Below are 23,286 nucleotides of genomic sequence, written 5' to 3'. Positions count from 1 at the left end.
TCGCTGGCCTGGCCGCCCAAGGGCCGCCAGTCGCTCCTGCGTGGCTCATCGGGTCGCCACAGGCTTGGGTTCAGGCGCTTGCCAGCCACCGCCGAGCGCTCTGAATGCGGCGACCGCCGCCCGTGCCGATTCTGTTCGAGCTTGCGCGCGAGCATCGGAAGACCGCAGCAGGGTCTCGTCGGCGTGCAGAACATCGATCAGGCTGGCTGTGCCCTTTTCATAGGCTGTGAACGACGATTGGCGTGCCTGTGTCAGAGCGTCCTCGCCAGTGGTGAGGGTGGTGGCTTGAAGTTCCCGGTTCACCAGGGCAGAGAAGGCGTTTTCAACATCCTCGGTGGCGCGTAGTACAGACTGGCGGTAAGCAGCCAGGGCTTCGGCTTCCTGCCCCTTTGCCTGGTCAATCTGTGCGTTTATGCGACCGAAGTCGAAGAGCCTCCAGCGCAGGCCCAAGACGCCTGCCGACTGGCTGGCACCGCCGGTAAACAGGTTGCCGCCGGATACCGCCGTGGCACTGCCGAGCAATGCGCCAAGTGAAAACTTCGGGTAGTACTCAGCGCTGGCTTCACCAATGCGTGCGCTGGAGGCCGCAAGGCGGCGCTCAGCCACAATCAGATCTGGCCGGCGGCGCAGCAAATCGGCGGGTGTTCCTGTGTCCTTCAATTGTGGCGCCAGAGGAATCGTGCCCTGACTCGCCAATTGCGGTCGATGCGAGCCTGGAGGCGTGCCGAGGATCACATCGAGCGCGTTCATCGCGGCATCCAGGCCGATTTGCAGGGCCGGTACTGTCGCCTGGACCTGCGACAGCGCGCCCTCTGTTTGGCGAACCTCATAGCTGGCGGCGAGCCCTTTGCCGTAGAGCAGTTGGACTTTTTCCAACAGTTGCTCCTGGGTTTTGACTTGTCGGTTTGCGATGTCCAGCCGGGCCTGCAATCCACGGACCGTGATGTAGATATCAGCCGTCTGCGCAGCGATGGCCAGACGTGTGGCGGCAACGCCAGCCTCGCTGGCCTGGTACTCCGCCAGTGCGGCCTCGCGTCCGCGGCGCAGGCCGCCAAACACATCCGCCTCCCAACTCGCATCAAGGTTGAGCTCGTAGGAACTTCCGTATCGATCAAAGCCAGGGGTTGAATTCAGCACTTGGCCCAGGGGCGTCTCGATGGACTGATAGGAACGCGCAGCCTGACCACTGATGTTTCCCGAGGGCAGTAAAGCGGCATTGGCGGCGCCCAGTCCTGCGCGCGCTTGTGTGACTCGTGCCGCCGCTTGTGCCAGGTCCAGGTTCTGTGCAAGGGCTTTAGAAACGAAGTCGGCCAGCTGTGGATCACCAAAGCCTTCCCACCACGCGACAAGACTCGCCTGCGGCGCACCAGGTCGCTTTTCAACAGCGGCCTGGCCCATATATCCACTGGAAAGCGGCGCGTCAGGACGCTGATAGTCCGGACCGACCGCGCAACCTGCTATCAGGCTGGCGCTCACCAAAAGAGCGAGAGGGTGAAGGGAGGGCATTGAGATTCCTTGAATCGAATGTTGTTCGTGACCATATTACGACATGGTCACTTCCTGTCAATTGACACCGCTGGCCTACGTTCAAGGTGACTCGTAAAAAGCATTGCCCCTGGCTCCAAGGTGATAAATCAAGATTGTGACCATTGACAAAGATGGTCACGAGTCTAAAAATATGATTTCCATCCTATTATTGAATCAAGGGAATCTATGCGCCGGCTTCGACCTGTCCCTATTGCCGTTTGCTTGTTGCCTCTTGTCCTGACGGCATGTGGCGACTCATCCACCGCTCAAGATCCGCGCACGCAAGCCCCTTTGGTGAGGGCCGCAGCGGTTCAGGGTTCCTCCCATATCTCACGCTCTTTCACCGGAGTGGTCGCTGCCCGTACTCAGGGCGATTTGGGCTTTCGGGTGGCGGGCAAGATCCTTGAGCGTCTGGTTGACACCGGCCAGACCGTCAAGCGCGGCCAGCCGCTCATGCGCCTCGACCCGATTGACTTGGGTTTACAGGCGCGGGCACAGCAAGAGTCGGTCACAGCCGCTCGGGCCCAAGCCAAGCAGACTGCGGATGACGAAGCGCGCTACCGTGAGCTGGTGGCTGCAGGCGCGGTCTCTGCATCGGCCTATGACCAGATCAAAGCGGCGGCGGATACCGCGAGGGCGCAACTGGGCGCCGCGCAGGCACAGGCTGACGTGGCGCGCAATGCTTCTGGCTATGCGGTGCTGGTGGCCGATACCGACGGCGTCGTGGTGGAGACGCTCGCCGAGCCTGGGCAAGTCGTCAGTCCGGGGCAGCCGGTGGTTCGGCTCGCGAGGGCAGGGCAGCGCGAAGCGGTCGTGCACCTGCCGGAGACCGTACGCCCGGCAGCCGGGTCTTACGCGCAAGCGACACTTTATGGCAACACCACCGGTGCGGTGACCGCAAAGCTCAGGCTGTTGTCGGACTCGGCGGACCGTATGACTCGTACCTTCGAGGCGCGGTATGTGCTGGAGGGCGCACTGGCGAATGCACCGCTTGGTTCGACCGTCACGCTCAGGATTGCCGACGGCGCGGCGCAGGGGCCGGTGCTGCAAGTACCCATCGCGGCGGTTTATGACCCAGGCAAGGGGACGGGGGTTTGGGTCATCGCCGGTACACCGGCGAAAGTGAGCTGGCGGCCTGTACAGGTCCTGGGTTTAAGCGACGACGCAGCACGCGTCGCAGGCGACCTCAAGGAAGGCGAGCCTGTCGTAGCCTTGGGCGCACACCTGCTGCGCGAAGGCGAAGAGGTGCGGCTGGCTCAACAGGGTGACGTCAACGTTGCGGGGACTCATCCATGAGCGAGGGTCGCTTCAACCTTTCGGCGCTCGCCGTACGCGAGCGCTCGATCACGGTATTTTTGATCTTCCTGATTGCCGTTGCGGGCATCCTGTCGTTCTTCCAGTTGGGGCGCGCGGAGGATCCTCCCTTTACGGTCAAGCAGTTGACGGTGATCACCGCGTGGCCGGGGGCGACTGCCCAGGAGATGCAGGATCAGGTCGCAGAGCCGCTTGAAAAGCGCCTGCAGGAACTGAAGTGGTACGACCGCTCGGAAACCTATACCCGTCCAGGCCTGGCGTTCACGATGCTGTCATTGCTCGATAGCACGCCGCCGTCGCAGGTGCAGGAGGAGTTCTATCAGGCGCGTAAAAAGCTCGATGATGAGGCGATCAAGCTGCCGGCCGGTGTCATCGGGCCGATGGTCAACGACGAATTCTCGGACGTGACATTCGCCCTGTTTGCCTTGAAAGCCAAAGGTGAGCCACAGCGCCTGTTGGTACGTGATGCCGAGTCGTTGCGCCAGCGCCTGTTGCATGTGCCGGGTGTGAAGAAGGTCAATATTATCGGGGAGCAGCCCGAACGTATCTTTGTCTCGTTTTCCCATGATCGGCTGGCCACCCTGGGCGTATCGCCTCAGGACATCTTTGCCGCGCTGAACAATCAAAATGTGCTCACGCCCGCCGGCTCGATCGAGACCGAGGGCCCCCAGGTCTTCCTCCGCCTGGATGGCGCCTTCGACAAGCTGCAGAAGATTCGGGATACGCCTATTACGCTCCAGGGACGCACGCTCAAACTCTCTGACGTCGCGACGATTGAACGTGGTTATGAAGATCCCAAAACCTTTCTCGTACGTAACAACGGTGAAGATGCATTGTTGTTGGGGATCGTGATGCGCGAGGGCTGGAACGGCCTGGACCTCGGCAAGGCGCTGGACGCGGAGACGATCAAGATCAATCAGGGCATGCCGCTGGGCATGGCGCTTACCAAAGTCACCGATCAAGCGGTGAATATCGATTCGGCCGTCGGCGAGTTCATGGTCAAGTTCTTCGTCGCACTGCTCGTGGTGATGCTGGTGTGCTTTCTCAGCATGGGCTGGCGTGTCGGCGTTGTCGTGGCGGCAGCGGTGCCGTTGACATTGGCCGTAGTGTTTGTGGTGATGGAGGCTACGGGGAAGAACTTTGACCGGATTACCCTCGGCTCATTGATTCTGGCGCTCGGCCTGCTGGTGGACGACGCCATCATTGCTATCGAAATGATGGTGGTGAAAATGGAAGAGGGCTACGACCGCATCAAGGCGTCCGCGTACGCCTGGAGTCATACGGCAGCGCCGATGCTGTCTGGTACCTTGGTAACGGCGATCGGCTTTATGCCCAATGGCTTCGCGCAGTCGACAGCCGGCGAGTACACCAGCAACATGTTCTGGATTGTCGGCATCGCGCTCATCGCCTCCTGGGTGGTGGCCGTGGTCTTCACCCCGTATCTTGGCGTGAAGATGTTGCCGGACGTCAAGAAGGTCGAGGGCGGCCATGCCGCGATCTATAACACCCGTCATTACAACCGCTTCCGCCGGGTGCTGAAGCAGGTCATTGCGCGCAAATGGCTGGTGGCAGGTACCGTTATCGCTTTGTTTGTGGTGTCGATCCTCGGCATGGGCCTGGTCAAGAAGCAGTTCTTCCCGACCTCGGACCGGCCTGAGGTGCTGATTGAAGTGCAAATGCCCTATGGAACGTCCATTGAGCAGACCAGCGCCACCACCGCCAAGATAGAAGCCTGGCTGCAACAGCAGGATGAGGCAAAAATCGTCACGGCCTACATCGGGCAAGGTGCACCGCGTTTCTATCTGGCGATGGCACCGGAACTGCCGGATCCGTCATTCGCCAAAATCTTGGTGCTGACGGACAGCCAGGAGTCCCGGGAAGCCCTCAAGTTCCGGCTCCGCGAGGCGGTTGCCGAAGGCCTTGCCCCGCAAGCGCGGGTCAGGGTCACGCAACTGGTGTTTGGTCCGTACTCGCCATTCCCGGTCGCCTATCGGGTGATGGGACCTGACCCGGTAAAACTTCGCGAAATCGCCAGCCAGGTTCAGGACGTGTTGCAGGCCAGTCCGATGATGAGAACCGTCAACACCGACTGGGGCCCGCTGACGCCGACGTTGCATTTCACGCTGGATCAGGACCGCTTGCAGGCCGTGGGGTTGACGTCAAACGCAGTCGCGCAGCAACTGCAGTTTCTGCTGGCGGGCGTACCGATCACGGCGGTTCGCGAGGACATTCGCTCGGTGCAGGTGGTCGGGCGCGCGGCAGGCGATATCCGCCTTGATCCCGCCAGGATCGAAGGCTTTACCCTGGTCGGCACGGCGGGTCAGCGGATTCCGTTATCTCAGGTAGGGGAGGTCGATGTACGCATGGAGGATCCGATCCTTCGCCGTCGTGACCGTACACCGACCATCACTGTACGAGGCGACATTGCCGAGGATCTGCAACCGCCGGATGTTTCGAGTGTGATTGTGAAGGCGCTGCAGCCGATCATCGACCAACTGCCGGATGGCTATCGGATTGAGCAAGCGGGTGCAATCGAGGAGTCTGGCAAGGCCGGTACGGCGATGTTGCCGCTGTTCCCGATCATGATTGCCATGACGCTGCTGGTCATCATCCTGCAGGTTCGCTCAATCTCCGCGATGATCATGGTGTTCCTCACCTCGCCGCTGGGGTTGATTGGTGTAGTGCCGACCTTGTTACTGTTTCAACAACCCTTTGGTATCAACGCGCTGGTCGGGCTGATCGCGCTCTCGGGCATCCTGATGCGCAATACGCTGATTCTGATCGGGCAAATCCACCACAACGAACAAGAAGGGCTGGACCCTTTTCATGCGGTGGTCGAAGCCACGGTACAACGGGCGCGCCCGGTCTTGCTGACAGCGATGGCGGCAATCCTGGCGTTCATCCCGCTGACCCATTCGGTCTTCTGGGGGACACTGGCCTACACCCTGATCGGAGGCACGTTTGTCGGGACTATTGTGACGTTGGTATTCCTGCCCGCGATGTACTCCATCTGGTTCAAGATCCGTCCAGAGCCTGCGAGCAGCACTCATACAGCGAAACCCACCCAAGCACTTTCGACTGATAAATGAAGAGGGTTCAATGAATAAGCTCAACGGTCAAAAACGAATCGTAGTCACGGGCGTCGGCATTGTAGGGCCGCTGGGGTGCGGCGTTGAGGAGGTCTGGAAGCGCTTGTTGGCAGGGCGCTCGGGTATCCGCCAGTTACCAGACGAGGTGACCGAGGGGACGGGTGTTGCCGTCGGCGGTCAGGTGCCGTCACTGGCGGAAGACGCCATCGCGGGCTATGACCCCGAGCGCATCATTTCGGCCAAGGACCGCAAGAAGATGGATCGCTTCATTGAGTTTGCCCTCGTGGCGGCGCATGAGGCGCTTGAGCAGGCAGGCTGGCACCCGACTGAAAGCGCAGACCAGCAAAGGACCGCGACGATTATTGCATCTGGCGTGGGCGGGTTTGGTGTGATTGCCGATGCTGTGCGGACCACCGACACACGTGGCCCGCGCAGATTGTCGCCATTCACTGCACCGTCTTTTCTCGCCAACATGGCGGCCGGGCACGTTTCCATCCGGCACGGTTTCAAAGGGCCGCTCGGCGCGCCGGTAACAGCTTGTGCCGCCGGCGTACAGGCCATTGGCGATGCCGCCAGAATCATCAGAAGTGGTGAGGCAGATATCGCCCTTTGCGGCGGTACCGAAGCGGCGATCGACCGTGTGACCCTGGGATGTTTTGCGGCGGCCCGTGCGCTATCCACCGGTTTTTCCGAGCACCCGCAGCAGGCTTCACGGCCTTTTGATCGGGATCGTGATGGCTTCGTGATGTCCGAAGGCGCGGGGTTGTTAGTGATCGAGTCACTGGAGCATGCCCTTGCGCGTGGCGCCAAGCCACTGGCTGAACTGGTGGGTTATGGCACCAGTGCCGACGCCTATCACCTGACCGCAGGTCCCGAGGACGGTAGCGGCGCACGCCGCGCCATGGAGCAGGCACTGCGTCAGGCTGCTGTCAGCCCCGCGGATGTTCAGCACATCAACGCACATGCGACCTCCACACAGGTCGGTGACAAGGGCGAGTTGGCCGCCATTCGTTCGGTGTTCGGGAGTGGTTCTGGCGTGGCAATCAGCTCGACCAAGTCTGCCACCGGGCATCTTCTGGGTGCGGCCGGAGGTATCGAGGCGATCTTTACCGTATTGGCCCTTCGTGACCAGATCGTGCCTCCCACGCTCAACCTGAATCATGCCGATGAGGCTGCTGCTGGGCTTGACCTGGTAAGCCTCAAGTCCCGGGAGATGGTGATCACGCACGCACTCTCAAATGGGTTTGGTTTTGGCGGCGTTAACGCGAGCGTGCTGTTGCGCCGCTGGGCGCCTGAATCTGAAGTGTGAGGGGAGGTTGTTTTTCAAAAGGGCTTTGCTGGATCAATTGGACTGACAGCGTGCCGGTAAACACTAAGCACTGCTAGCGGCTTGCCTGAAACAGCACGCGACCATCGTTACCCTGGGGCGTGCCTACAGGAAAAATTACGTACCGCTGGGTGAGAGGTAAAGCGAAGAGCATTTATGACGTGGTGATTATCGGAGAGCGCTGCGCCAGGCTTCAATAAGCGTGATTGGGCTGCCGACGCAGTGTTGATGGCTGTGCGCCGTAGCGGTGCGCCAGGCGCGAGGCCGCCATGCCAGTCAACGTATGGGTAATGCATGTCAATGTGCAAGCAGAGCTTCATTCTCCGCAGGCTATGCAGTCATGAAGCTCTTCAATAACATCGTCACAGTAACGCTAGTTACACAAAGTCCCGAACACCCTCGCAAGCCTTCGAACGTGACTCCACCACCCCCGAGCCTGCTACAAAGTCTTCTTTGCGCAGCGCCGTCAGGGCAATCAACGACATCACACCGGTGCCAATGTAGAAATACCACGGTGAGGTAATGTCGCCGGTTTGCTGGATCAACCACGTTGAAATAAACGGCGCGCTGCCGCCGAATACGGCCACCGGAACGTTGTAGGCCACCGCGATGCCGGTCGAGCGGATACGCGTTGGCAACAGTTCGCTCATGGTTGCGTAGGTCGACGACGCGTACAGCCCGAACGTGATCGCAACGGCCATCAAGGGCAGGAAAAACGTCGCGGGCGTCGCGTTAGGCGCGGATTTAAAGAACCAGTACATCGCCAGCGTCGCCAACACCCCGACGACTATCAGGAACGGTTTACGCCCGTATTTGTCGGTGAACGCACCACCCAGCGGCATCACAAGGGCCGCCGACAGGCTGGCGATGAACACGTAAAACAAGGTGGTGCCGCTGTCGAATTTCAGGATGCGCGACATGTAGGTCGAGGCAAACGTCAGCACCAGGTAAAAGATCGAACTGTGCAAGGTGATGATGAAAAACACCAAGGTAATTGCCCGCTTCCACTGCCAGACTTCACGCAAGGGCGCCTTCGATGTTTCCCCGGCCTTTTGCAGCGCCAGAAATTCCGGGCTGTCTTCTAGCTTGAGGCGGATGTACATCGAAATCAGGCCCATGGGGCCCGCGATCAGAAACGGAATGCGCCAGCCTCCGGCCTGCATCGTTTCGGCGCCCAGCACCCAGGTCATGCCGTTGGCGACAGCGCCGCCCAACACCAGCCCCAGAACGGCGGTCACCATCAGCCAGCAGGTAGAAAACCCGCGCCGACCAGGGCCCGCGTACTCGGAAATGAAGCTGGTGATCGTGCCGATTTCGCCTCCGGCCGAGAAACCCTGCACGCAGCGGATCAGCACTAGCAGGATAGGGGCCGCGATGCCGATGGACGCGTAAGTGGGCAGCAAACCCAGCAAGCAGGTTGAGCCAGCCATCATTAACAGTACGGCAATCAGCGTTTTGCGCCGGCCGATCTTGTCGGCCAACGGGCCAAAAAACAGGCCGCCCAACGGCCGAATGAAGAAGCTCAACGCGAACGCGGCAAAGCTACTGAGCAAACTGGTGGCGGGATCATCCGACACGAAAAAAGCCTGGCCGATGTACACCGCCAGAAAACCATACACGCCGTAGTCATACCATTCGATGAGGTGCCCGGACGTCGCGCCGATAAACGCGCGGCGCCGCTGCCGTGCTGGATTGTGTTGTTGAGTAGCCATCGTTGTATTCCTGTCTTGTTTTTATTGATGGAAAGCACGCAGTTCACTGTTAACCGGCACGCTGGCGGCCTCCTTGAGCCATTGGCGCAGGTCGGTTTTGAGGATTTTTCCGTAACTGTTTTTCGGCAACTCGGTGCGAAACAGGTATTTCTTCGGTTTCTTGAACGACGCCATGCGCTCGGTAAACCATTGGTTGAGCTGACTTTCATCCAGGCTGCTCTGGTCACGAGCGACCACGAATGCCACCACCGACTCGCCCCAATCCGCGTCCGGCTCGCCCACCACGCACACTTCGAATACGTCCGGATGTGACGCCAGCACCTCTTCCACCTCACGCGGATACACGTTGCTGCCGCCGGTGATGATTACGTCCTTGGAGCGGTCGGTCAGGGTCAGATAACCCTGTGCGTCGAGGTAGCCGATGTCGCCGGTGAACAGCCAACCATCCACCAGGACCTCCCGCGTCGAGGCTTCGTTGCGCCAGTAACCGTGCATCACCGTTGCCCCGCGCACCGCGATTTCTCCGGCTTGCCCGGCGCCAAGGGGTTCGCGCGCAGTACCGACGATGCGAATCTCGATGCACGATTGCGCCCGTCCCACTGACGATGCCAGACGTGCCCAATCCCTATGGTTGCGATCAGCGATCAGTTCCCGTGGCAGGGCGCTAACCGTCATCGGGCTTTCACCCTGGCCGTAAATCTGCACCAGTCGAGGGCCAAAGGTGTCCACGGCATTCTGCAAGTCCGCCAGGTACATCGGCGCACCACCATAGACGATGGTTTTCAGGCCTTCACCGGCATAACCTTGCTGGCGCGCCTGCTCGACCATGCGCTTGACCATGGTCGGCGCGGCGAACAGCGTCACATTGCCAAGCGAAGTGGCCAGTTCGAATAGCTCGCCTGCTTTGAACCCGCGAGACACCGGCACCACATGCCGTGCGCCGCAACGCACATGAATGAAGTTGTACAGCCCGGCGCCGTGGGACATCGGTGCGGCGTACACCACCGAGTCATCTTCGCGCACGGGGTCGACATCGATCGGGTAACACAGCGACATTGCTATCAGGTTGCCATGGGACAACATCACGCCTTTCGAGCGCCCGGTGGTGCCCGAGGTGTAGAACAACCAGGCCAGGTCGTCGGCATGACGTGGGGCTGGAGTGTAAGCGGGCAGTAACTCAAGCGAGGACTCGAGAATATCGTCCAACCCCTCCCACTCCCTACACCCGTCAGGCAACTGGGCCTGATCAAACAGCCTGCCGTCGTCGGTGAAGATCAGCCGCGCTTGCGCGTTGTCGGCGATCCAGGCGGCTTCGTTGCGATGCAGTTTACAGTTGATCGGCACTGCGACTGCGCCGATCCACCAGATGGCGTACAGCAGTTCCAGGTATTGGCAGCAGTTTTTCATGAAGAGGGCGACACGGTCGCCGGCCTGAATACCGTGGTGATCGCTCAGCGCTAGGGCCCGCACCCGTACGTTTCTGGCGAAGTTCTGGTAGTCGGCCACTTGTCGATCACCTTCGAATAACGCAGGCCGCGTCGGCCAACGATGGGCCGCGTCGTTCAGCCAATTGGCAATGTTCATCGCTAGGCTCTCCGCGCCTGAAGCACCGAGGCGTAGTTGGCCACGGCCATTCCGCCCATGTTGAACAGCAGCCCGAACTCGGCGTCGGGTACAGCGATACCGACAGCCTCTGCGGTCAATTGTCGGAAGGCCATGGCGTGCATCGACACGCCCGTGGCGCCCACTGGATGCCCCTTGGCCTTGAGCCCGCCAGACAGGTTGACCGGAAGTCGCCCGTCGGCCTGCACGATGCCGTCATCCAGCGCGCGATGGCCTTCGCCTCTCGGCGCCAGCCCCATGGCTTCGTAGATCAGCAATTCGGCGATAGTGAAACAGTCGTGGACCTCGGCGAAATTGATGTCGCTCAACGTCACTTGCGCGCTGCGCAACGCGTTCTGAATGGCTCGCTGCGGGCCTTCGAAGGCCAACAGATCGCGCTGGGAGATGGGGAGGAAGTCGTTGACCTGGGACGTCGCGCGAATCAGCACTTCACGGCGAAACTGCTTGGCGCGCTCGGCCGAAGCCAACACGATGGCCGCGGCACCATCGGTGATCAATGAGCAATCGGTCAGGCGCAGCGGCTCGGCGATGTACGGGTTACTCTCGGACACGGTGTTGCAGTGCTCAAAACTCATGGCCTTATGCATCTGTGCCAGGGGATTGGTCAGTGCGTTGGCATGGTTCTTTACGGCGATCTTCGCCATCGACGCTAGCGGACTCTGGTAGCGCTGCAGGTATTGCTGCGCCGCCAAACCAAACAGTTGCGGGAAGCTGAAGACGGATTCCTCTGTGTCATTTTGATAACCCGCACCGGCAAGGGCCTTGGTCACTTGCGCGGTAGTGTTGGCGGTCATTTTTTCTGCGCCAATCACCAGCACCAGGTCTGCCGAGCCCGAAAGAATCGCGTTGATCCCGGCCTGAATGGCGGCTGAGCCTGACGCGCAGGCGTTTTCGCAACGGGTGGCTGGTTTGAAGCGAAGCGCAGGGTCCGCTTGCAGCACCAAGGAAGCCGGAAAACCGTCAGGGACCATGCCTGAATTGAAGTGGCCGAGGAAGATTGCGTCGATCTCAGACGCATCGACGGCCGCATCGGTGAGCGCTTCGCGGGTAACTTGCACGATCAGATCTTCGAGGGTCAAATCAGTCACTCGACCGAAGCGGCTGTGTCCAGCGGCGACGATGGAAACGGTATTTTTAGCCATTGTTATTTTTCCTTTGCGAGGCGGGCGTTCACTACAATGGCCCACAGCAAAGTCTGATCGCTAGTTCGTGCAACTACGTATAGGGGTGAGTAGCGGAACTGGCCGATACTGGGCTCATATCCATAAAAAGCAGCAGGACTGCACAATGAGAGATCAACTGGAAGACCTTGAACGGCTAGCGTTTCAAGTATCGCCGGCTCCCCAAGTGATCACCGGCAACCGTCGCATGCTTGATCTCAACGTGGCATTTCTCGACTTGTTCGGGTTCCAGCGCGACGAGCTGATCGGTGAGCTAATCCTCAAGCTTTATCCCTCTCAAACCGACTATAAAGCTATAGGCGAACGCAGTCTGAGCTGGCTACAGCACAGCAAGAACGGCTCCTATTCCGATGAGCGCTTTATGCAGCATCACAGCGGGGAAGTGTTCTGGACCAGGGCCAATGGCTACACGCTGACGCCCAATGATCCGTTTCAGTTGATGGTCTGGCATTTCGAGCGCATGGATCGCGTGTTCCACGCGACGGTCAACTTGACGCCACGGGAACGGGAAATCTCGGCGTACATTGTCAACGGCCTGACCTGCAAGGAAATCGGCCGCAAGTTGAACATTTCCCACCGCACTGTCGAAGTCCATCGGGCCCGGCTGATGAAAAAGCTGCAGGCCAAGAACAGCGCAGAGTTGGTTTCAAAGATCATTGTGTTGAACTGATAACGATGGGATCCCGAGCGCTACCTTGGACATAGCATGAACAGATGCCCCGGCAAGGCGATGCTTTCGCGTGCGATTACTCGCCTATCCAGCACACCGAAAATCCTTTGCGTCGTTGAACATCCAGTTTCAGTTGAGCCACTGCCTCGCTAGGAAGGCGATGTTTACAGTGAATTTGGCAGCTGCATGAGCTAACGTTCATGTATGTGCTTTTCCGATAACTGAATGAACTCCGCCTTATGAGAGACCTACCGCCCACCGCCACCTTACGCGCTTTTGAAGTTGCTACCCGCCATCCGACATTTACTGCAGCCGCACAGGAGCTACATGTCACTCAAAGCGCGGTCAGTCACCAGCTCAAGCACCTTGAGGCGCTGTGGGGCGTGCAGTTGTTTGAGCGTAGCAAGACGTTACGCCTCACGGCAGCGGGGGCTGCGCTGGCGCCGATCGTGCGGGAGTTTTTCATCAGCCTGGAAGCGACTCTGGGTGATTTGCGCGAGCAAAAAGACAGGGTTCGACTCAGCGTCAGCACCACCTATTCCTTCGCGCTCAAATGGCTGCTGCCACGCTTGCCGCGTCTCTCTCGTCAGTACCCCGAGCTGCTGGTCTCGCTGGACACCACGGATAAAATAATCCACTTCTCCCACGGCCAGGCGGATGTTGCGATCAGGCTCGGCAAGGGCAACTACCCCGGTCTGCATTCTGAGTTCCTGTTTGGGGAGCAGGTGTTTCCTGTGGCCAGCCCCGAACTGTTGCGGCGCGTCGGGACTCCGCAGAGCCCCGCAGACCTGTTGCATTTCCCGCTGCTGACGCGCGATGGTGCCGAGTTGGTGCCTAAATGGGAGGTATGGTTTCAAGCCGTCGGGCTGGCCTATTTGCCGCTCAAGGAGAGCGTCAGATTCGGCGATACCAACATGACGGTCGAGGCGGCCTTGCTCGGCCAGGGCGTTGCATTGGTGCGCAGTGGGCATGTCGAGAACGAAATCAGCGATGGCCGTTTGGTGCGGTTGTTTGATGTGCCGCTTCCATCGCCATTGGCTTACTACTTCGTATGCCCCAAGGGCATCGAATCGCAACCGCACATCGCCAGCTTTCGCCAATGGTTGGTCGGCGAGGCACTGAAAGTCCAACGGCTGGACGAGTGAATTATGAGCATCCGCTCATGCTCCGATGAGGAGACTTCGCTTTAGTCCCGGCGCGGCATTGCCTAAAGTGGCGCATGCCTATCCCTATCATCTTCCTCGTGCTTCTCGCCGCGCTCCTGCATGCCAGCTGGAATGCGCTGCTGCGTAGCGGTGCCGATCGGTTGTGGTCCATGACGGTGATGTGCATTGCCATCGCCATTACCAGTGTCGTCGCCGCAGCGTTCATGGTGCCCCCCGCGATTGAGAGCTGGGGCTACGCGGTGCTTTCGGCGTTGCTGCATGTGGGCTACAACCTGTTCCTGGTGCGCAGTTACCGGGTTGGTGACCTAGGGCAGGTCTATCCGATTTCACGGGGTTCGTCGCCGGTGCTGGTTACCTTGGGGGCCGCCGTTTTTGCCGCAGAAAGCATCACGCCCGGCCAATTGCTGGGGATTGCGCTGGTGTCAGGCGGGATTATTTCGTTGGCCTTCAGAGGGCGCAGTCTGTCGGTTCCCAGCTTGCCCTATGCGCTGGGTACGGGCGGCTTTATCGCGGCCTACAGCGTGGTCGACGGCATCGGCGCCAGGCTCTCCGGCGCGCCGCTTGCGTACACCGTGTGGATGTGCGCCCTGTGGGGCGTGCTGATGCCAGTGGTCTACATCGGCTTGCGTGACACCCGCAGCTTGTTCTGCGTGAGGCCCGGAACAGTGACCGCTTTGGTCGGCGGGCTGGTCTCTTTGCTTGCGTATGGAATGGTCATCTACGCCATGACCGAAGCGCCCTTGGGGGCGGTATCGGCATTGCGCGAAACCAGCGTGCTGTTTGCGGTGTTGATCGGCTATGTGTTTCTCGGCGAGACGCTCAGCGCGCGCCGGATACTGGCGTGCCTGGTGATCGCCAGCGGCATCCTCATCATCGGCTGATACAGCCAATAACGCAGGAGCTATATGTCATGGTCAACGTCTCGCAGGTACCGCTGATTCTAATCACGGGTGGAAGTCGGGGAGTAGGGGCGGCAACCGCCCGGCTGGCTGCGGCAAGAGGTTATGACGTGGCTATCAGCTACGTTGCCAACGAGCCCGCAGCGCGGGCGGTGGTTGCGGATGTAGAAGCGTTGGGGCGCAAAGCCTTGGCGATGCCGGCAGACAGTGCGGACCCCCAGCAGGTGGCCGATTTGTTCGCGGCCATCGATCGCACATTCGGCCGCATTGACGTCCTGGTCAATAACGCCGGGATGCTGGCGCCTCAGTCACGCCTGGAAGAGCTCGGCTTCGAGCGGATGCAGCGCATCTTTGCGGTCAATGCCATTGGGCCAATTCTCTGCGCGCAACAGGCGGTAAAGCGCATGGCTTACCGTCACAAGGGCCCGGGCGGCGTGGTGATCAATGTCTCATCGGCATCCGCGCGCCTTGGCAGCCCCAATGAGTACGTCGACTATGCGGCGTCAAAGGGGGCGTTGGAGACGTTCACCATTGGCTTTGCAAAGGAGGTGGCTCGGGAAGGCATACGCGTCAACTGTATTCGCCCCGGGCATATTTATACCGACATGCATGCCAGCGGCGGTGAGCCGGGGCGGGTCGATCGTGTCAAGGACTCGATCCCCATGGGGCGGGGCGGACAACCTGAGGAAGTAGCACGCGCGATTCTATGGTTGGCGAGCGCCGAGGCATCGTTCGTGACCGGTACGTTCCTGGACGTAACGGGCGGTAAATGAGTCAGAGGCGTGGATCATCGACTCGGTTTCAAGTAACAGCGGGCTGCCTCGCCTTACGACTTAACCCAGGTGTTTTGCCCGTGATGCGCTTGAATGCACGACTGAAAGCGGCCTGCGATGTATAGCCCAAACGCTGCGCTACCTCTTCAATCGGTAGCCTTTCGAGGGTCAGCCACTGGCTCGCCAGCCGCATGCGCAGTTCGGTGACATAGCGCAGCGGGGCCATGCCAATCGTCAGTTGGAAGCGGTCCGCGAAGACCGAGCGTGAGGTATTGCAGTGCTCGGCCAACTGCGCAACGGTCCAGTCGCGGCCCGGTTGCTGATGGAGCGCAAGCAGTGCTCCGGCCAAGCGTGGATCGCGCAAGGCGGCGACCAGGCCCGAGGCATTGCCGCAGGCGCACTCCACCCAGCCGCGCACGACCATGGCAGCCACCACGTCGGCCAAACGCGCGAGGATCCCGGCGAAGCCGACACGTGCGGCGCTAACTTCGCGTTCCATGGTTGTCAGGATCGGTACCAGGCCGGGGTAACGCTGGCCGCCGGCATCAATCAGCATCAGGCCCGGCATCAGCTTGCCAAGGCCATGGATACTGCCCAGTTCAAACTCCATACAACCACTGAACAAAATAGTGCTCGGCGTGGGGCTGGCATCGGCTCCGGTATCCACTGCGCTGACGGTGTCACCGAGCGGGGCGCCGTCTAGACGGTCGATGTCTAGAACAGGCGCGTGCGGATGTGAAAGCAGTTGATGGGCCGCGCCATGGGAGATGAACACGGCGTTGCCGGCAGACAGCTCGTAGGTGGTGCCATCCTCCATGCGCAGCACCGCATTGCCGACGGCGATGAAGTGGAACCAGGCGTGCCCAGGTTTTTCCGGGATGCCCAAACCGAAGGCGGGGCCTGCCTGGATACGCCGGTATTCGACGCCACGCAGGCGCATGCCACGCAATAGCTCGTTGATGAGGTCCGAGGAGAGAGCAAACTGGTCAGTAGGCATCGTTCAGGTGTTTCGGTCAAAAAGTAGAGATTTTCAATCATAGATCATCCGGATTACGACGCCTAGACTTCGGTTCGTAATGAAGATTGGGAGATCCGTACGATGACCGACTGTGTATGTAATGCCGTCCCTGAGCGCCATCCTGGCGCCGACTTGGATGTTGAGCCTGCGACCCCCGCGTGGATGGCCGTCTTTTCGTTGGCAATGGGGGTGTTCGGGTTACTGACCGCTGAGTACCTTCCGGCCAGTTTGTTGACGCTGATGGCGACTGACCTGGGGGTGTCCGAAGCGCTGGCTGGCCAGGCGGTAACGGTGACAGCCGTCGTAGCGCTGTTCGCCGGCTTGTTGGTGCCTGGCCTGACCCGTGGCATTGACCGGCGTTGGGTGTTGCTGGGGTTTTCCACGTTGATGGTCGCGTCCAATCTGTTGGTCGCCGTTTCCTCCAGCTTCGCGGTGCTGTTGTTGATGCGCATCTTGCTGGGTATCGCCCTTGGCGGGTTCTGGAGCATGGCGGCGGCGGTAGCAATGCGGTTGGTGCCGAGTGCGCTATTGCCCCGGGCGCTATCGATCATTTTCAGTGGCATTGCCATCGGGACGGTCGTTGCAGTGCCGCTGGGCAGCTATCTGGGCGGGCTGTATGGCTGGCGCAGCGCGTTCTTTGCAGCGGCGGCGGTAGGCATGGTGACCCTGGCTTTTCAGTCGTTCACTCTGCCGCGCCTCGCGCCGCGTCGGCCGGCAAGACTGCGCACTGTTTTAGAGGTGCTGCAGCGCCCAGGCATCGCCATGGGGATGTTCGGTTGCGTGCTGGTGCACAGCGGGCACTTCGCGATGTTCACCTATGTTCGGCCATTCCTTGAAGGGACTACGGGCATTGGCTCGCAAGGGCTGTCACTGATGTTGCTGGGGTTCGGTGTGGCCAACTTCGTCGGCACGCTGTTGGCCGGGAGGCTGTTGGAGCGCCACCCGCTGGCCACTCTGGTGTTGATGCCCGCCCTGGTCGGCGTTGCAGCACTGGCGTTGGTGCTGTTGCCGGCATCGTTGCCGGGGCAGGCGATACTCCTGGCGATCTGGGGCTTGGCCTTTGGTGGTGTGCCGGTAGCGTGGTCGAACTGGGTTGCCAGTGCGGTACCTGATCAGGCGGAAAGCGCCGGAGGCATGGTGGTGGCATCTGTGCAATCCGCCATCGCAACAGGCGCCGCCGCTGGCGGTGCAGTGTTCAGCCTCGGTGGCAGCGCAGGCGTATTCGTCGCAGCGGCCGTGCTGATGCTGCTGGCCGCGCTGTTGATTGCGCTGCGGGTCCGCGTCCCTTCTGCCCAGGGCGTTCGCCAGACCAAGACTGCGTTGCATCTTTGATCAGGTTTGCCAAATCGCTTCGATCCCATCCAATCAGGAATTAACCCATGAACAATACGACGTCTCACCAAGGACGCCTCAAATCGTTGCGCGCGGCAGGTATTGGCAATGCGCTCGAATGGTTTGACTGGACCCTGTACGCAACCTTCTCGGTGTACCTGGCAAGCAATCTGTTCGACAAGACCGATGCGCGCTCGGCGATGCTCGCGACCCTGGCTGTGTTTGCAGTTGGCTTTGTCGCGCGCCCTATCGGCGGATGGTTGTTTGGCCGACTGAGCGACCGGCTGGGGCGTCGGACCATCATGGTGCTCACCATGCTGCTGCTGGCGATCAGCAGCCTGGGCATCGCGCTTATTCCCGACTACCAGAGCATCGGCCTGTATGCCTCGGTCGCGCTGCTGTTTTTCCGGCTCATGCAGGGGCTCGCCCATGGTGGCGAGACCGGGGTTTCCTACACCTATGTCGCCGAGATCGCCCCAAGCAAACACCGTGGCTTATGGTCGAGTTCGGTCTATGTGGGGGTGACGCTAGGGGTGATGGCGGCGACGGCCGTGGCGGCAACACTCACCTGGTTGCTGGGTGCGCAGGCCATGAGTGACTACGGCTGGAGGATAGGCTTCGCCATGGGTGGAGTGCTCGGTATTTACGCGCTGTTCTTGCGTCGCGGCGCGCAGGAATCGCATGTGTTTGTAGCGCAGCAGGGGCAAGCGCGGCCGCCGCGCAAGCTGTCCACGGCGCAGATGCTGCGTGTCGCGCGTAACATCGTCATGCTTGCAGCGGCCGCCAATGTCACTTACTACGCTTGGGTCACGTTCGGCGCCGCGACGGCGATTGCCCAGGGCATGGACGCCACGGGTGCCTATGTTGCCAGTCTTCTCGCGCAGATCCTCTGTGTGTGCTGGTTGCCGCTTTGCGGGATGTTGTCCGATCGGGTAGGCCGCCGCCCCATGGTCATCGCCTGGGGCCTGGGCGTGATCGTTCTGACCTATCCCATCTCGATAATGGTGACCACTGAGCCCTACACGCTGTTCTTGGCCCAGGTGCTGGGGCTGGGCGCCTGGTCGCTGATCGCGGCGATTTTCCCCGCTGTGCTCTCCGAGCAGGTACCCACCCAGGCGCGGGCACAGGGCGTCGGCTTGGTCTCGTCGGTGTCAGTGGCGATCTTTGGCGGCACTGCCCCCTATCTGCACAACTATCTTAGCGGCGCCGACCTTGGCTATCTGTACGTCAGCTACGTCATCGGGTTGGGCGTAGTCACCGTCCTGGCAGGGTTTCTGATCGACGAAACGGCGGGCATCGACCTTGCGCACATCGAGGCGCCTGGCGCTCGAGTCGGGGTAAATGCCTTGGCTGGTCGATCCGCCGAATCAGCCGAATAAAGGAGTACGACTCAATGAATTCCACAGACCTCAAAACCCCCGCTGCACGAGGTGAGCGACCCGGCGCCAGCGTGACTGTCAGTCAGACTTCAGGGCCACGTCAGGCCGCACGCGAGACCTGGGTTGAAGTGCCTTCAGAGTCAGGCCCGGCGGCCGCCTGGTGCTATTCGGATCGCCGCGCCTATAGCCCGGGTGAATCGGTTTGCCTTTATCTGTCGTCGAACTGCCCGCAAGTGACGCTCAGGATCTATCGCGATGGAGCCATTGCCCGCACGTTGCATACCACCGACAGCCTGGATGCTCGATTCCACCCCATACCTGAACGTGCCTATGAGCATGGCTGCCAATGGCCAGTCTTCATGCAATGGTCAATCCCGGCTGATGCCGAGCAGGGTGGCTATATAGTGGAAGTACGGGACGGCGCTGGCAGCGTCCTCGGGCATCATCTGTTCATCGTCAAGGCGCTGCGCAAGCGTGCCGATGCCTTGGTACTCGTCGCGGCCACATCGACGTGGGCCGCTTATAACGACTGGGGCGGTGCCAATCATTACTTTGGCCTTCACCCCGGCACGCCGCGTGGCCGCTCACCGTTGCTGTCGGCGCAGCGCCCCTGGGCGCGAGGGCAGGTGTGGCTGCCGGACGATGCGCCACGTTGCGTCAACGCGACCCGGCCCCGCCAGCCAGGGCCAGCGCGCTATGAGTTCATCGAATGGGCTGGCCTTAATGGGTACGCCAAGTACTACGCGCTGGCGGGGTGGGCTTCTTACGAGAGACCCTTTGTGGTCTGGGCCGAACAGCAAGGATATACGGTGCATATCCTCACCCAGGACGATTTGCATCACGACCCGCACGCGCTTGAGGGCTACGCCTGCGCTGTCTTCGCCGGGCACGACGAGTACTGGACGCGGGAAATGCGCGACCATGTCGACGCCTTTGTCGAGGAGGGCGGCAGGGTCGCGCGATTCGCCGGCAATTTTATGTGGCAGATTCGCCTGGAGGATGAGGGGCGGCGGCAGGTGGCCTACAAGTACGATGCTGGCGCGCTCGATCCTGTGGCGGCTACCGAGCCTCATCGGCAAACGGGGGCCTGGGAAGATCCGCGGGTAAATCACCCTGGGGCATCGACGTTCGGGGTGAATGCTCTGCGCGGGATATACGGTAGCTTTGGCGGGATGGCACCGCGCAACCCGCGCGGGTACACGGTCTTCAGGCCTGAGCACTGGGCATTTATGGGCACGGGCCTCGGCTACGCGGACATGTTCGCAGACGAAGCCAACATCTTTGGCTATGAAGTGGATGGCCTCGAATACACGTTCGTCGACGGCCTTCCAGAACCGCTCGGCACAGACGGGGCGCCCAGCGGATTGCAAATTCTCGCAATGGGCTGGGCGACCAATGCCGAGCATGGCCGATCCGAGGATGCCTACTCATTCATGCTCGGCGACGGCGATGCCCGGTTTCGTGCGTCCATCCTGGCGCCCGACCTCAGCGACGGCAGCATCGCGTTGCACAGCCGTGGGGCGGGCATGGTAGTGCACTTCCACAAAGGTCGCGGCGAGGTCTTTACCGCCGCCACGTGTGAATGGGTGCATGGGCTGATGCAGGCAGACATTTACACCGTGATGATCACAAAAAATGTGCTCGATCGTTTCTTGGGCAATGCGCAGGAGGTGCGGTGATTTTCTAAAAAAGGAAATGTGGCGCTTGCGTCGATGCCGTGACACTACGGTGGCGAGCAGCGGTTGATTCTCCAAGAAGGGATTGCTGAGCGTTAGGCTGGGGCGTCCTTTTCAAACCATCCAAAGCATGCCCCCACTTTTGCCCCTGTTCGCACCGAGTACGCGAGTGGCGATCTCTGTCGAACTCCAGCATCGCCGTGGCTGGTATTCAGTGCGCCTGCGGACACTTGATCAGCGACCCGTATCTGGTAAACCCTCGGTCACTTGGAAGAGGATATGAGTAATGAGTCGACACCTTAAGCAGGGTTGTCGGGTCTTTCAGCATCTAACTTGAAATTAACTCGCGAGATACTCGTACTCTGCGTGATGTTGCCAGGGCTCTGGTCGCCTGGGGCATCGATATGCGTGTCCATCGACAACTGGAGCAATGCTAGGCGCCTGATCGCGGGAAACGCGTGAGAAGCGGTTGTTCTGCATTGAAAGTGGTGCGCAAAGTTGAAAGTAGTGATTCTGGTCGTGGGCCTCGATAGCCAGGTTGGCTCCGGAACCTCCCGCGTCAATTGGCCGCCAAGTCGGCTGATCACAAGGGCGCTCAGATTGAGATTTAGAGGAGGGGCTTACCTTTGCTATACCTGGCCAGTTAATCCGTTGGGCCAGGTCGCTGATCAATCGTAGGTAAGTGCAACTGCACTTCCATGGCGTCATGAAGGAGTCTTACGACCTCGATAATGTCGTCGTTTGCCACACGATAGAACACGATATGGCGTGGTTTTTTGACCATTCCATGGGTTTGTTTGGCCTGCTGGCGTGAATAGATGAGGTGATAGCTGCGAAGGCCCGGTGCAAGCTCATCGCGATCGTGGCTGCCAATGCGACAAGGCGTGTCGGCAAGCGCTTGCAGCGCCGCGAGGATCAGCGTCTGGTAGCGCTGGCGCGCTTGATCGCCGAACTGCGTCTGGGAGAGCCTGAGGATGTCGACAATGTCGGCGCGTGCTGTGTTGGAAACACGATACCGCGGCATGCTCAGTGTTTGCCTCTCGCGGGGAGGGTTGCTTCCAGGCTCAAGGCCTCGAGGTAGTGCTCCAGATCCCCTTCGTTTACCTGAGTAAAGCGCTCGTGCGCAAGATCCATGATGCCGATCGAGGTCGCGTGGCGTAGTGCCTCAATTTTGGCGGTGTCTTCGGCGACACGCTGTTCCAATAGCCGCAAACCTTCCCGCATCACTTCGCTGGCATTCTGATAACGGCCGGACTGCACCAGGTCGTGGATAACCTGATCCTGGTGAGGGGTGAGCACAACGTTTCGCGTCGCCATAACTGGCTCCAGTTCGATGCAAGCAGGTACTTTTGATTGTTGGCATATTATGCCATTTTCACTCGGGAGAATAGCTTGGGGCCGACATCCGGCGATCAGGTGATGGGTGACTCAGCGTAAATCAGCAAGATTCAAAGTGTTCCACTTCTAATAAAGCAACCTGCAGATTGATTTGAAGATTGATATGCCTGAGTGTTCATGCAGGAGGCGCGTGATGTGTGCTTCTCGATCCTCCCTGAAATCGATCGGCATGTTAGATGCCCATCAATATTTGCGTTTAGAGGCATCAAGAGAGGTTCCAATGCCCTACGAGTTAGAAAATCGCCTGGTGATCGGTGTCGCTTCCAGCGCTGTGTTTGATTTGTTGGCATCGGACGCAGTGTTTCAGAGTCAGGGGGAGGAGGAATACCGCAAGTTTCAGCAAAAAAATCTTCACGTCCCGCTTCCTAAGGGGATAGCGTTCCCCTTCATCAAGCGCTTACTGTCAGTGAATGACCTGAGCGTCGATCCTACGGATCCGCTCGTTGAGGTAATACTTCTTTCGCGCAATGATCCCGACACTGGGCTGCGCGTACTGAAGACTATCGAGCACTACGGGCTTGGGATGACAAGGGCGATTTTCATGCAAGGAAAATCCCCTTATGAATACATACCAGCACTGAATATCGCTTTATTTTTGTCGGGTGACAAAAAAGACGTGGAAGCGGCTATCAAGGCCGGGTACCCGGCTGGCCAGGTGCTCGATTCAAAATTTGAAGACGACGAAACTGATAAAACCCTACGCATCGCATTCGACTTTGACGGCGTACTCGCTGGCGATGAGTCCGAAACGATCATGCAGGCCTCTGGATTGTCTGAGTTCCATGCGCACGAAGTGAAGAACGTTATGCAGCCCCATAACCCGGGGCCGCTGAAGGAGTTCATGGTGCGGATATCCAAAATCCAGTCAGTCGAGGAGAAGCACAAAAAGCTCAATCCTAAATACGAAAACCGCATACGCGTCTCGATCGTCACAGCCCGCAATGCTCCGTCTCATGAGCGTGCGATGAATACACTCAAGAGTTGGGGGGTCATGGCTAATGACGCATTCTTCCTGGGTGGCATCGAGAAAGGCAAAATTTTAGGTGTATTGAAACCACACATCTTCTTCGATGACCAATCAGGGCACCTTAAATCGACTAGCGCAGTTGCTCCATCCGTGCACATTCCTTTCGGTATCACCAACCATGTCGCGACAGTGGTTGCGCTAGAGCCTGAAGCGGATCAGGTCTAGCAGGGGGTGT

18 protein-coding genes are annotated in these 23,286 nt (G+C 59.8%); 11 read left to right on the top strand and 7 right to left on the bottom strand.

The window, feature by feature from the left end:
- Positions 1 to 45: 45 nt before the first annotated feature.
- Positions 46 to 1,506 (bottom strand): efflux transporter outer membrane subunit, encoded by a 1,461-nt coding sequence (locus BHC62_RS10020; protein WP_070994908.1) that lies wholly within the window; start codon positions 1,504 to 1,506, stop codon positions 46 to 48.
- A 207-nt stretch (positions 1,507 to 1,713) separates the two neighbouring features.
- On the opposite strand from BHC62_RS10020, the gene BHC62_RS10015 reads away from it, so the two are divergent.
- The 3 genes from BHC62_RS10015 to fabF are packed head-to-tail and all read left to right on the top strand — an operon-like array spanning position 1,714 to position 7,239.
- Entirely contained in the window at positions 1,714 to 2,823 is a 1,110-nt protein-coding gene (locus BHC62_RS10015; RefSeq protein WP_070994907.1) for an efflux RND transporter periplasmic adaptor subunit, read from the top strand.
- Positions 2,820 to 5,930: an efflux RND transporter permease subunit gene (locus tag BHC62_RS10010; protein WP_070994906.1), complete on the top strand. Its 3,111-nt coding sequence runs from the start codon at positions 2,820 to 2,822 to the stop codon at positions 5,928 to 5,930. Before BHC62_RS10015 ends, BHC62_RS10010 begins: the two co-directional genes overlap by 4 nt.
- Before the next feature lie 10 nt (positions 5,931 to 5,940).
- Positions 5,941 to 7,239 carry a beta-ketoacyl-ACP synthase II gene (gene fabF / locus BHC62_RS10005; RefSeq protein WP_029290667.1) on the top strand — a complete coding sequence of 433 codons (1,299 nt, stop codon included), beginning with the start codon at positions 5,941 to 5,943 and terminating at the stop codon, positions 7,237 to 7,239.
- A gap of 395 nt (positions 7,240 to 7,634) precedes the next feature.
- On the opposite strand, the gene BHC62_RS10000 is transcribed toward fabF, so the two are convergent.
- The 3 genes from BHC62_RS10000 to BHC62_RS09990 are packed head-to-tail and all read right to left on the bottom strand — an operon-like array spanning position 7,635 to position 11,734.
- Positions 7,635 to 8,969: an MFS transporter gene (locus BHC62_RS10000; RefSeq protein WP_029290669.1), complete on the bottom strand. Its 1,335-nt coding sequence runs from the start codon at positions 8,967 to 8,969 to the stop codon at positions 7,635 to 7,637.
- Between the two features lie 21 nt (positions 8,970 to 8,990).
- On the bottom strand, positions 8,991 to 10,553 hold the full coding sequence (locus BHC62_RS09995) for a class I adenylate-forming enzyme family protein (RefSeq protein ID WP_070994905.1): 1,563 nt from the start codon (positions 10,551 to 10,553) through the stop codon (positions 8,991 to 8,993).
- Between the two features lie 2 nt (positions 10,554 to 10,555).
- On the bottom strand, positions 10,556 to 11,734 hold the full coding sequence (locus BHC62_RS09990; RefSeq protein WP_070994904.1) for an acetyl-CoA acetyltransferase: 1,179 nt from the start codon (positions 11,732 to 11,734) through the stop codon (positions 10,556 to 10,558).
- 145 nt (positions 11,735 to 11,879) lie between these two features.
- Here BHC62_RS09990 and BHC62_RS09985 point away from each other — a divergent pair, with 145 nt between their 5' ends.
- From BHC62_RS09985 to BHC62_RS09970, 4 genes are all read left to right on the top strand, one after another.
- The gene (locus BHC62_RS09985) at positions 11,880 to 12,443 is read left to right on the top strand and encodes a LuxR C-terminal-related transcriptional regulator (RefSeq protein ID WP_029290675.1); all 564 of its coding nucleotides are present in this window, start codon (positions 11,880 to 11,882) and stop codon (positions 12,441 to 12,443) included.
- Between the two features lie 239 nt (positions 12,444 to 12,682).
- Positions 12,683 to 13,588: a transcriptional regulator GcvA gene (gene gcvA / locus BHC62_RS09980; RefSeq protein ID WP_029290677.1), complete on the top strand. Its 906-nt coding sequence runs from the start codon at positions 12,683 to 12,685 to the stop codon at positions 13,586 to 13,588.
- A 74-nt stretch (positions 13,589 to 13,662) separates the two neighbouring features.
- Positions 13,663 to 14,490 (top strand): DMT family transporter, encoded by an 828-nt coding sequence (locus BHC62_RS09975; RefSeq protein ID WP_070994903.1) that lies wholly within the window; start codon positions 13,663 to 13,665, stop codon positions 14,488 to 14,490.
- A 29-nt stretch (positions 14,491 to 14,519) separates the two neighbouring features.
- Positions 14,520 to 15,281: an SDR family oxidoreductase gene (locus tag BHC62_RS09970; protein WP_070994902.1), complete on the top strand. Its 762-nt coding sequence runs from the start codon at positions 14,520 to 14,522 to the stop codon at positions 15,279 to 15,281.
- A 28-nt stretch (positions 15,282 to 15,309) separates the two neighbouring features.
- Here BHC62_RS09970 and BHC62_RS09965 read toward each other — a convergent pair whose 3' ends face one another.
- On the bottom strand, positions 15,310 to 16,278 hold the full coding sequence (locus BHC62_RS09965) for an AraC family transcriptional regulator (RefSeq protein ID WP_070994901.1): 969 nt from the start codon (positions 16,276 to 16,278) through the stop codon (positions 15,310 to 15,312).
- Between the two features lie 102 nt (positions 16,279 to 16,380).
- On the opposite strand from BHC62_RS09965, the gene BHC62_RS09960 reads away from it, so the two are divergent.
- Genes BHC62_RS09960 through BHC62_RS09950 form a run of 3 tightly spaced genes read left to right on the top strand, consistent with a single transcriptional unit; the run spans position 16,381 to position 20,689 of the window.
- Positions 16,381 to 17,631: an MFS transporter gene (locus BHC62_RS09960; RefSeq protein ID WP_070994900.1), complete on the top strand. Its 1,251-nt coding sequence runs from the start codon at positions 16,381 to 16,383 to the stop codon at positions 17,629 to 17,631.
- A gap of 47 nt (positions 17,632 to 17,678) precedes the next feature.
- Positions 17,679 to 19,010 carry an MFS transporter gene (locus BHC62_RS09955; protein WP_070994899.1) on the top strand — a complete coding sequence of 444 codons (1,332 nt, stop codon included), beginning with the start codon at positions 17,679 to 17,681 and terminating at the stop codon, positions 19,008 to 19,010.
- 14 nt (positions 19,011 to 19,024) lie between these two features.
- Positions 19,025 to 20,689 carry a N,N-dimethylformamidase beta subunit family domain-containing protein gene (locus BHC62_RS09950; RefSeq protein WP_083335428.1) on the top strand — a complete coding sequence of 555 codons (1,665 nt, stop codon included), beginning with the start codon at positions 19,025 to 19,027 and terminating at the stop codon, positions 20,687 to 20,689.
- Between the two features lie 640 nt (positions 20,690 to 21,329).
- Here BHC62_RS09950 and BHC62_RS09945 read toward each other — a convergent pair.
- Together BHC62_RS09945 and BHC62_RS09940 are read right to left on the bottom strand one after the other, a co-directional pair.
- On the bottom strand, positions 21,330 to 21,710 hold the full coding sequence (locus BHC62_RS09945) for a type II toxin-antitoxin system RelE/ParE family toxin (RefSeq protein ID WP_070994898.1): 381 nt from the start codon (positions 21,708 to 21,710) through the stop codon (positions 21,330 to 21,332).
- 2 nt (positions 21,711 to 21,712) lie between these two features.
- Positions 21,713 to 22,003 (bottom strand): type II toxin-antitoxin system ParD family antitoxin, encoded by a 291-nt coding sequence (locus BHC62_RS09940; protein ID WP_070994897.1) that lies wholly within the window; start codon positions 22,001 to 22,003, stop codon positions 21,713 to 21,715.
- 301 nt (positions 22,004 to 22,304) lie between these two features.
- Between BHC62_RS09940 and BHC62_RS09935 the strand changes: the two genes are divergently transcribed.
- The gene (locus BHC62_RS09935) at positions 22,305 to 23,276 is read left to right on the top strand and encodes a 5'-nucleotidase (RefSeq protein WP_070994896.1); all 972 of its coding nucleotides are present in this window, start codon (positions 22,305 to 22,307) and stop codon (positions 23,274 to 23,276) included.
- Positions 23,277 to 23,286: the final 10 nt, after the last annotated feature.

This window comes from Pseudomonas sp. 06C 126 (genome assembly GCF_001855215.1).
Lineage (GTDB): Bacteria > Pseudomonadota > Gammaproteobacteria > Pseudomonadales > Pseudomonadaceae > Aquipseudomonas > Aquipseudomonas proteolytica.
The sequence above is the reverse complement of the archived record's forward strand: the minus strand, read 5'-3'. Positions and strand labels throughout refer to the sequence as shown.

Coding starts and splice junctions, on each gene's coding strand:
- BHC62_RS10020 (WP_070994908.1), bottom strand. CDS start 1,506: ATGCCCTCCCTTCACCCTCTCGCTCTTTTGGTGAGCGCCAGCCTGATA.
- BHC62_RS10015 (WP_070994907.1), top strand. CDS start 1,714: ATGCGCCGGCTTCGACCTGTCCCTATTGCCGTTTGCTTGTTGCCTCTT.
- BHC62_RS10010 (WP_070994906.1), top strand. CDS start 2,820: ATGAGCGAGGGTCGCTTCAACCTTTCGGCGCTCGCCGTACGCGAGCGC.
- fabF (WP_029290667.1), top strand. CDS start 5,941: ATGAATAAGCTCAACGGTCAAAAACGAATCGTAGTCACGGGCGTCGGC.
- BHC62_RS10000 (WP_029290669.1), bottom strand. CDS start 8,969: ATGGCTACTCAACAACACAATCCAGCACGGCAGCGGCGCCGCGCGTTT.
- BHC62_RS09995 (WP_070994905.1), bottom strand. CDS start 10,553: ATGAACATTGCCAATTGGCTGAACGACGCGGCCCATCGTTGGCCGACG.
- BHC62_RS09990 (WP_070994904.1), bottom strand. CDS start 11,734: ATGGCTAAAAATACCGTTTCCATCGTCGCCGCTGGACACAGCCGCTTC.
- BHC62_RS09985 (WP_029290675.1), top strand. CDS start 11,880: ATGAGAGATCAACTGGAAGACCTTGAACGGCTAGCGTTTCAAGTATCG.
- gcvA (WP_029290677.1), top strand. CDS start 12,683: ATGAGAGACCTACCGCCCACCGCCACCTTACGCGCTTTTGAAGTTGCT.
- BHC62_RS09975 (WP_070994903.1), top strand. CDS start 13,663: ATGCCTATCCCTATCATCTTCCTCGTGCTTCTCGCCGCGCTCCTGCAT.
- BHC62_RS09970 (WP_070994902.1), top strand. CDS start 14,520: ATGGTCAACGTCTCGCAGGTACCGCTGATTCTAATCACGGGTGGAAGT.
- BHC62_RS09965 (WP_070994901.1), bottom strand. CDS start 16,278: ATGCCTACTGACCAGTTTGCTCTCTCCTCGGACCTCATCAACGAGCTA.
- BHC62_RS09960 (WP_070994900.1), top strand. CDS start 16,381: ATGACCGACTGTGTATGTAATGCCGTCCCTGAGCGCCATCCTGGCGCC.
- BHC62_RS09955 (WP_070994899.1), top strand. CDS start 17,679: ATGAACAATACGACGTCTCACCAAGGACGCCTCAAATCGTTGCGCGCG.
- BHC62_RS09950 (WP_083335428.1), top strand. CDS start 19,025: ATGAATTCCACAGACCTCAAAACCCCCGCTGCACGAGGTGAGCGACCC.
- BHC62_RS09945 (WP_070994898.1), bottom strand. CDS start 21,710: ATGCCGCGGTATCGTGTTTCCAACACAGCACGCGCCGACATTGTCGAC.
- BHC62_RS09940 (WP_070994897.1), bottom strand. CDS start 22,003: ATGGCGACGCGAAACGTTGTGCTCACCCCTCACCAGGATCAGGTTATC.
- BHC62_RS09935 (WP_070994896.1), top strand. CDS start 22,305: ATGCCCTACGAGTTAGAAAATCGCCTGGTGATCGGTGTCGCTTCCAGC.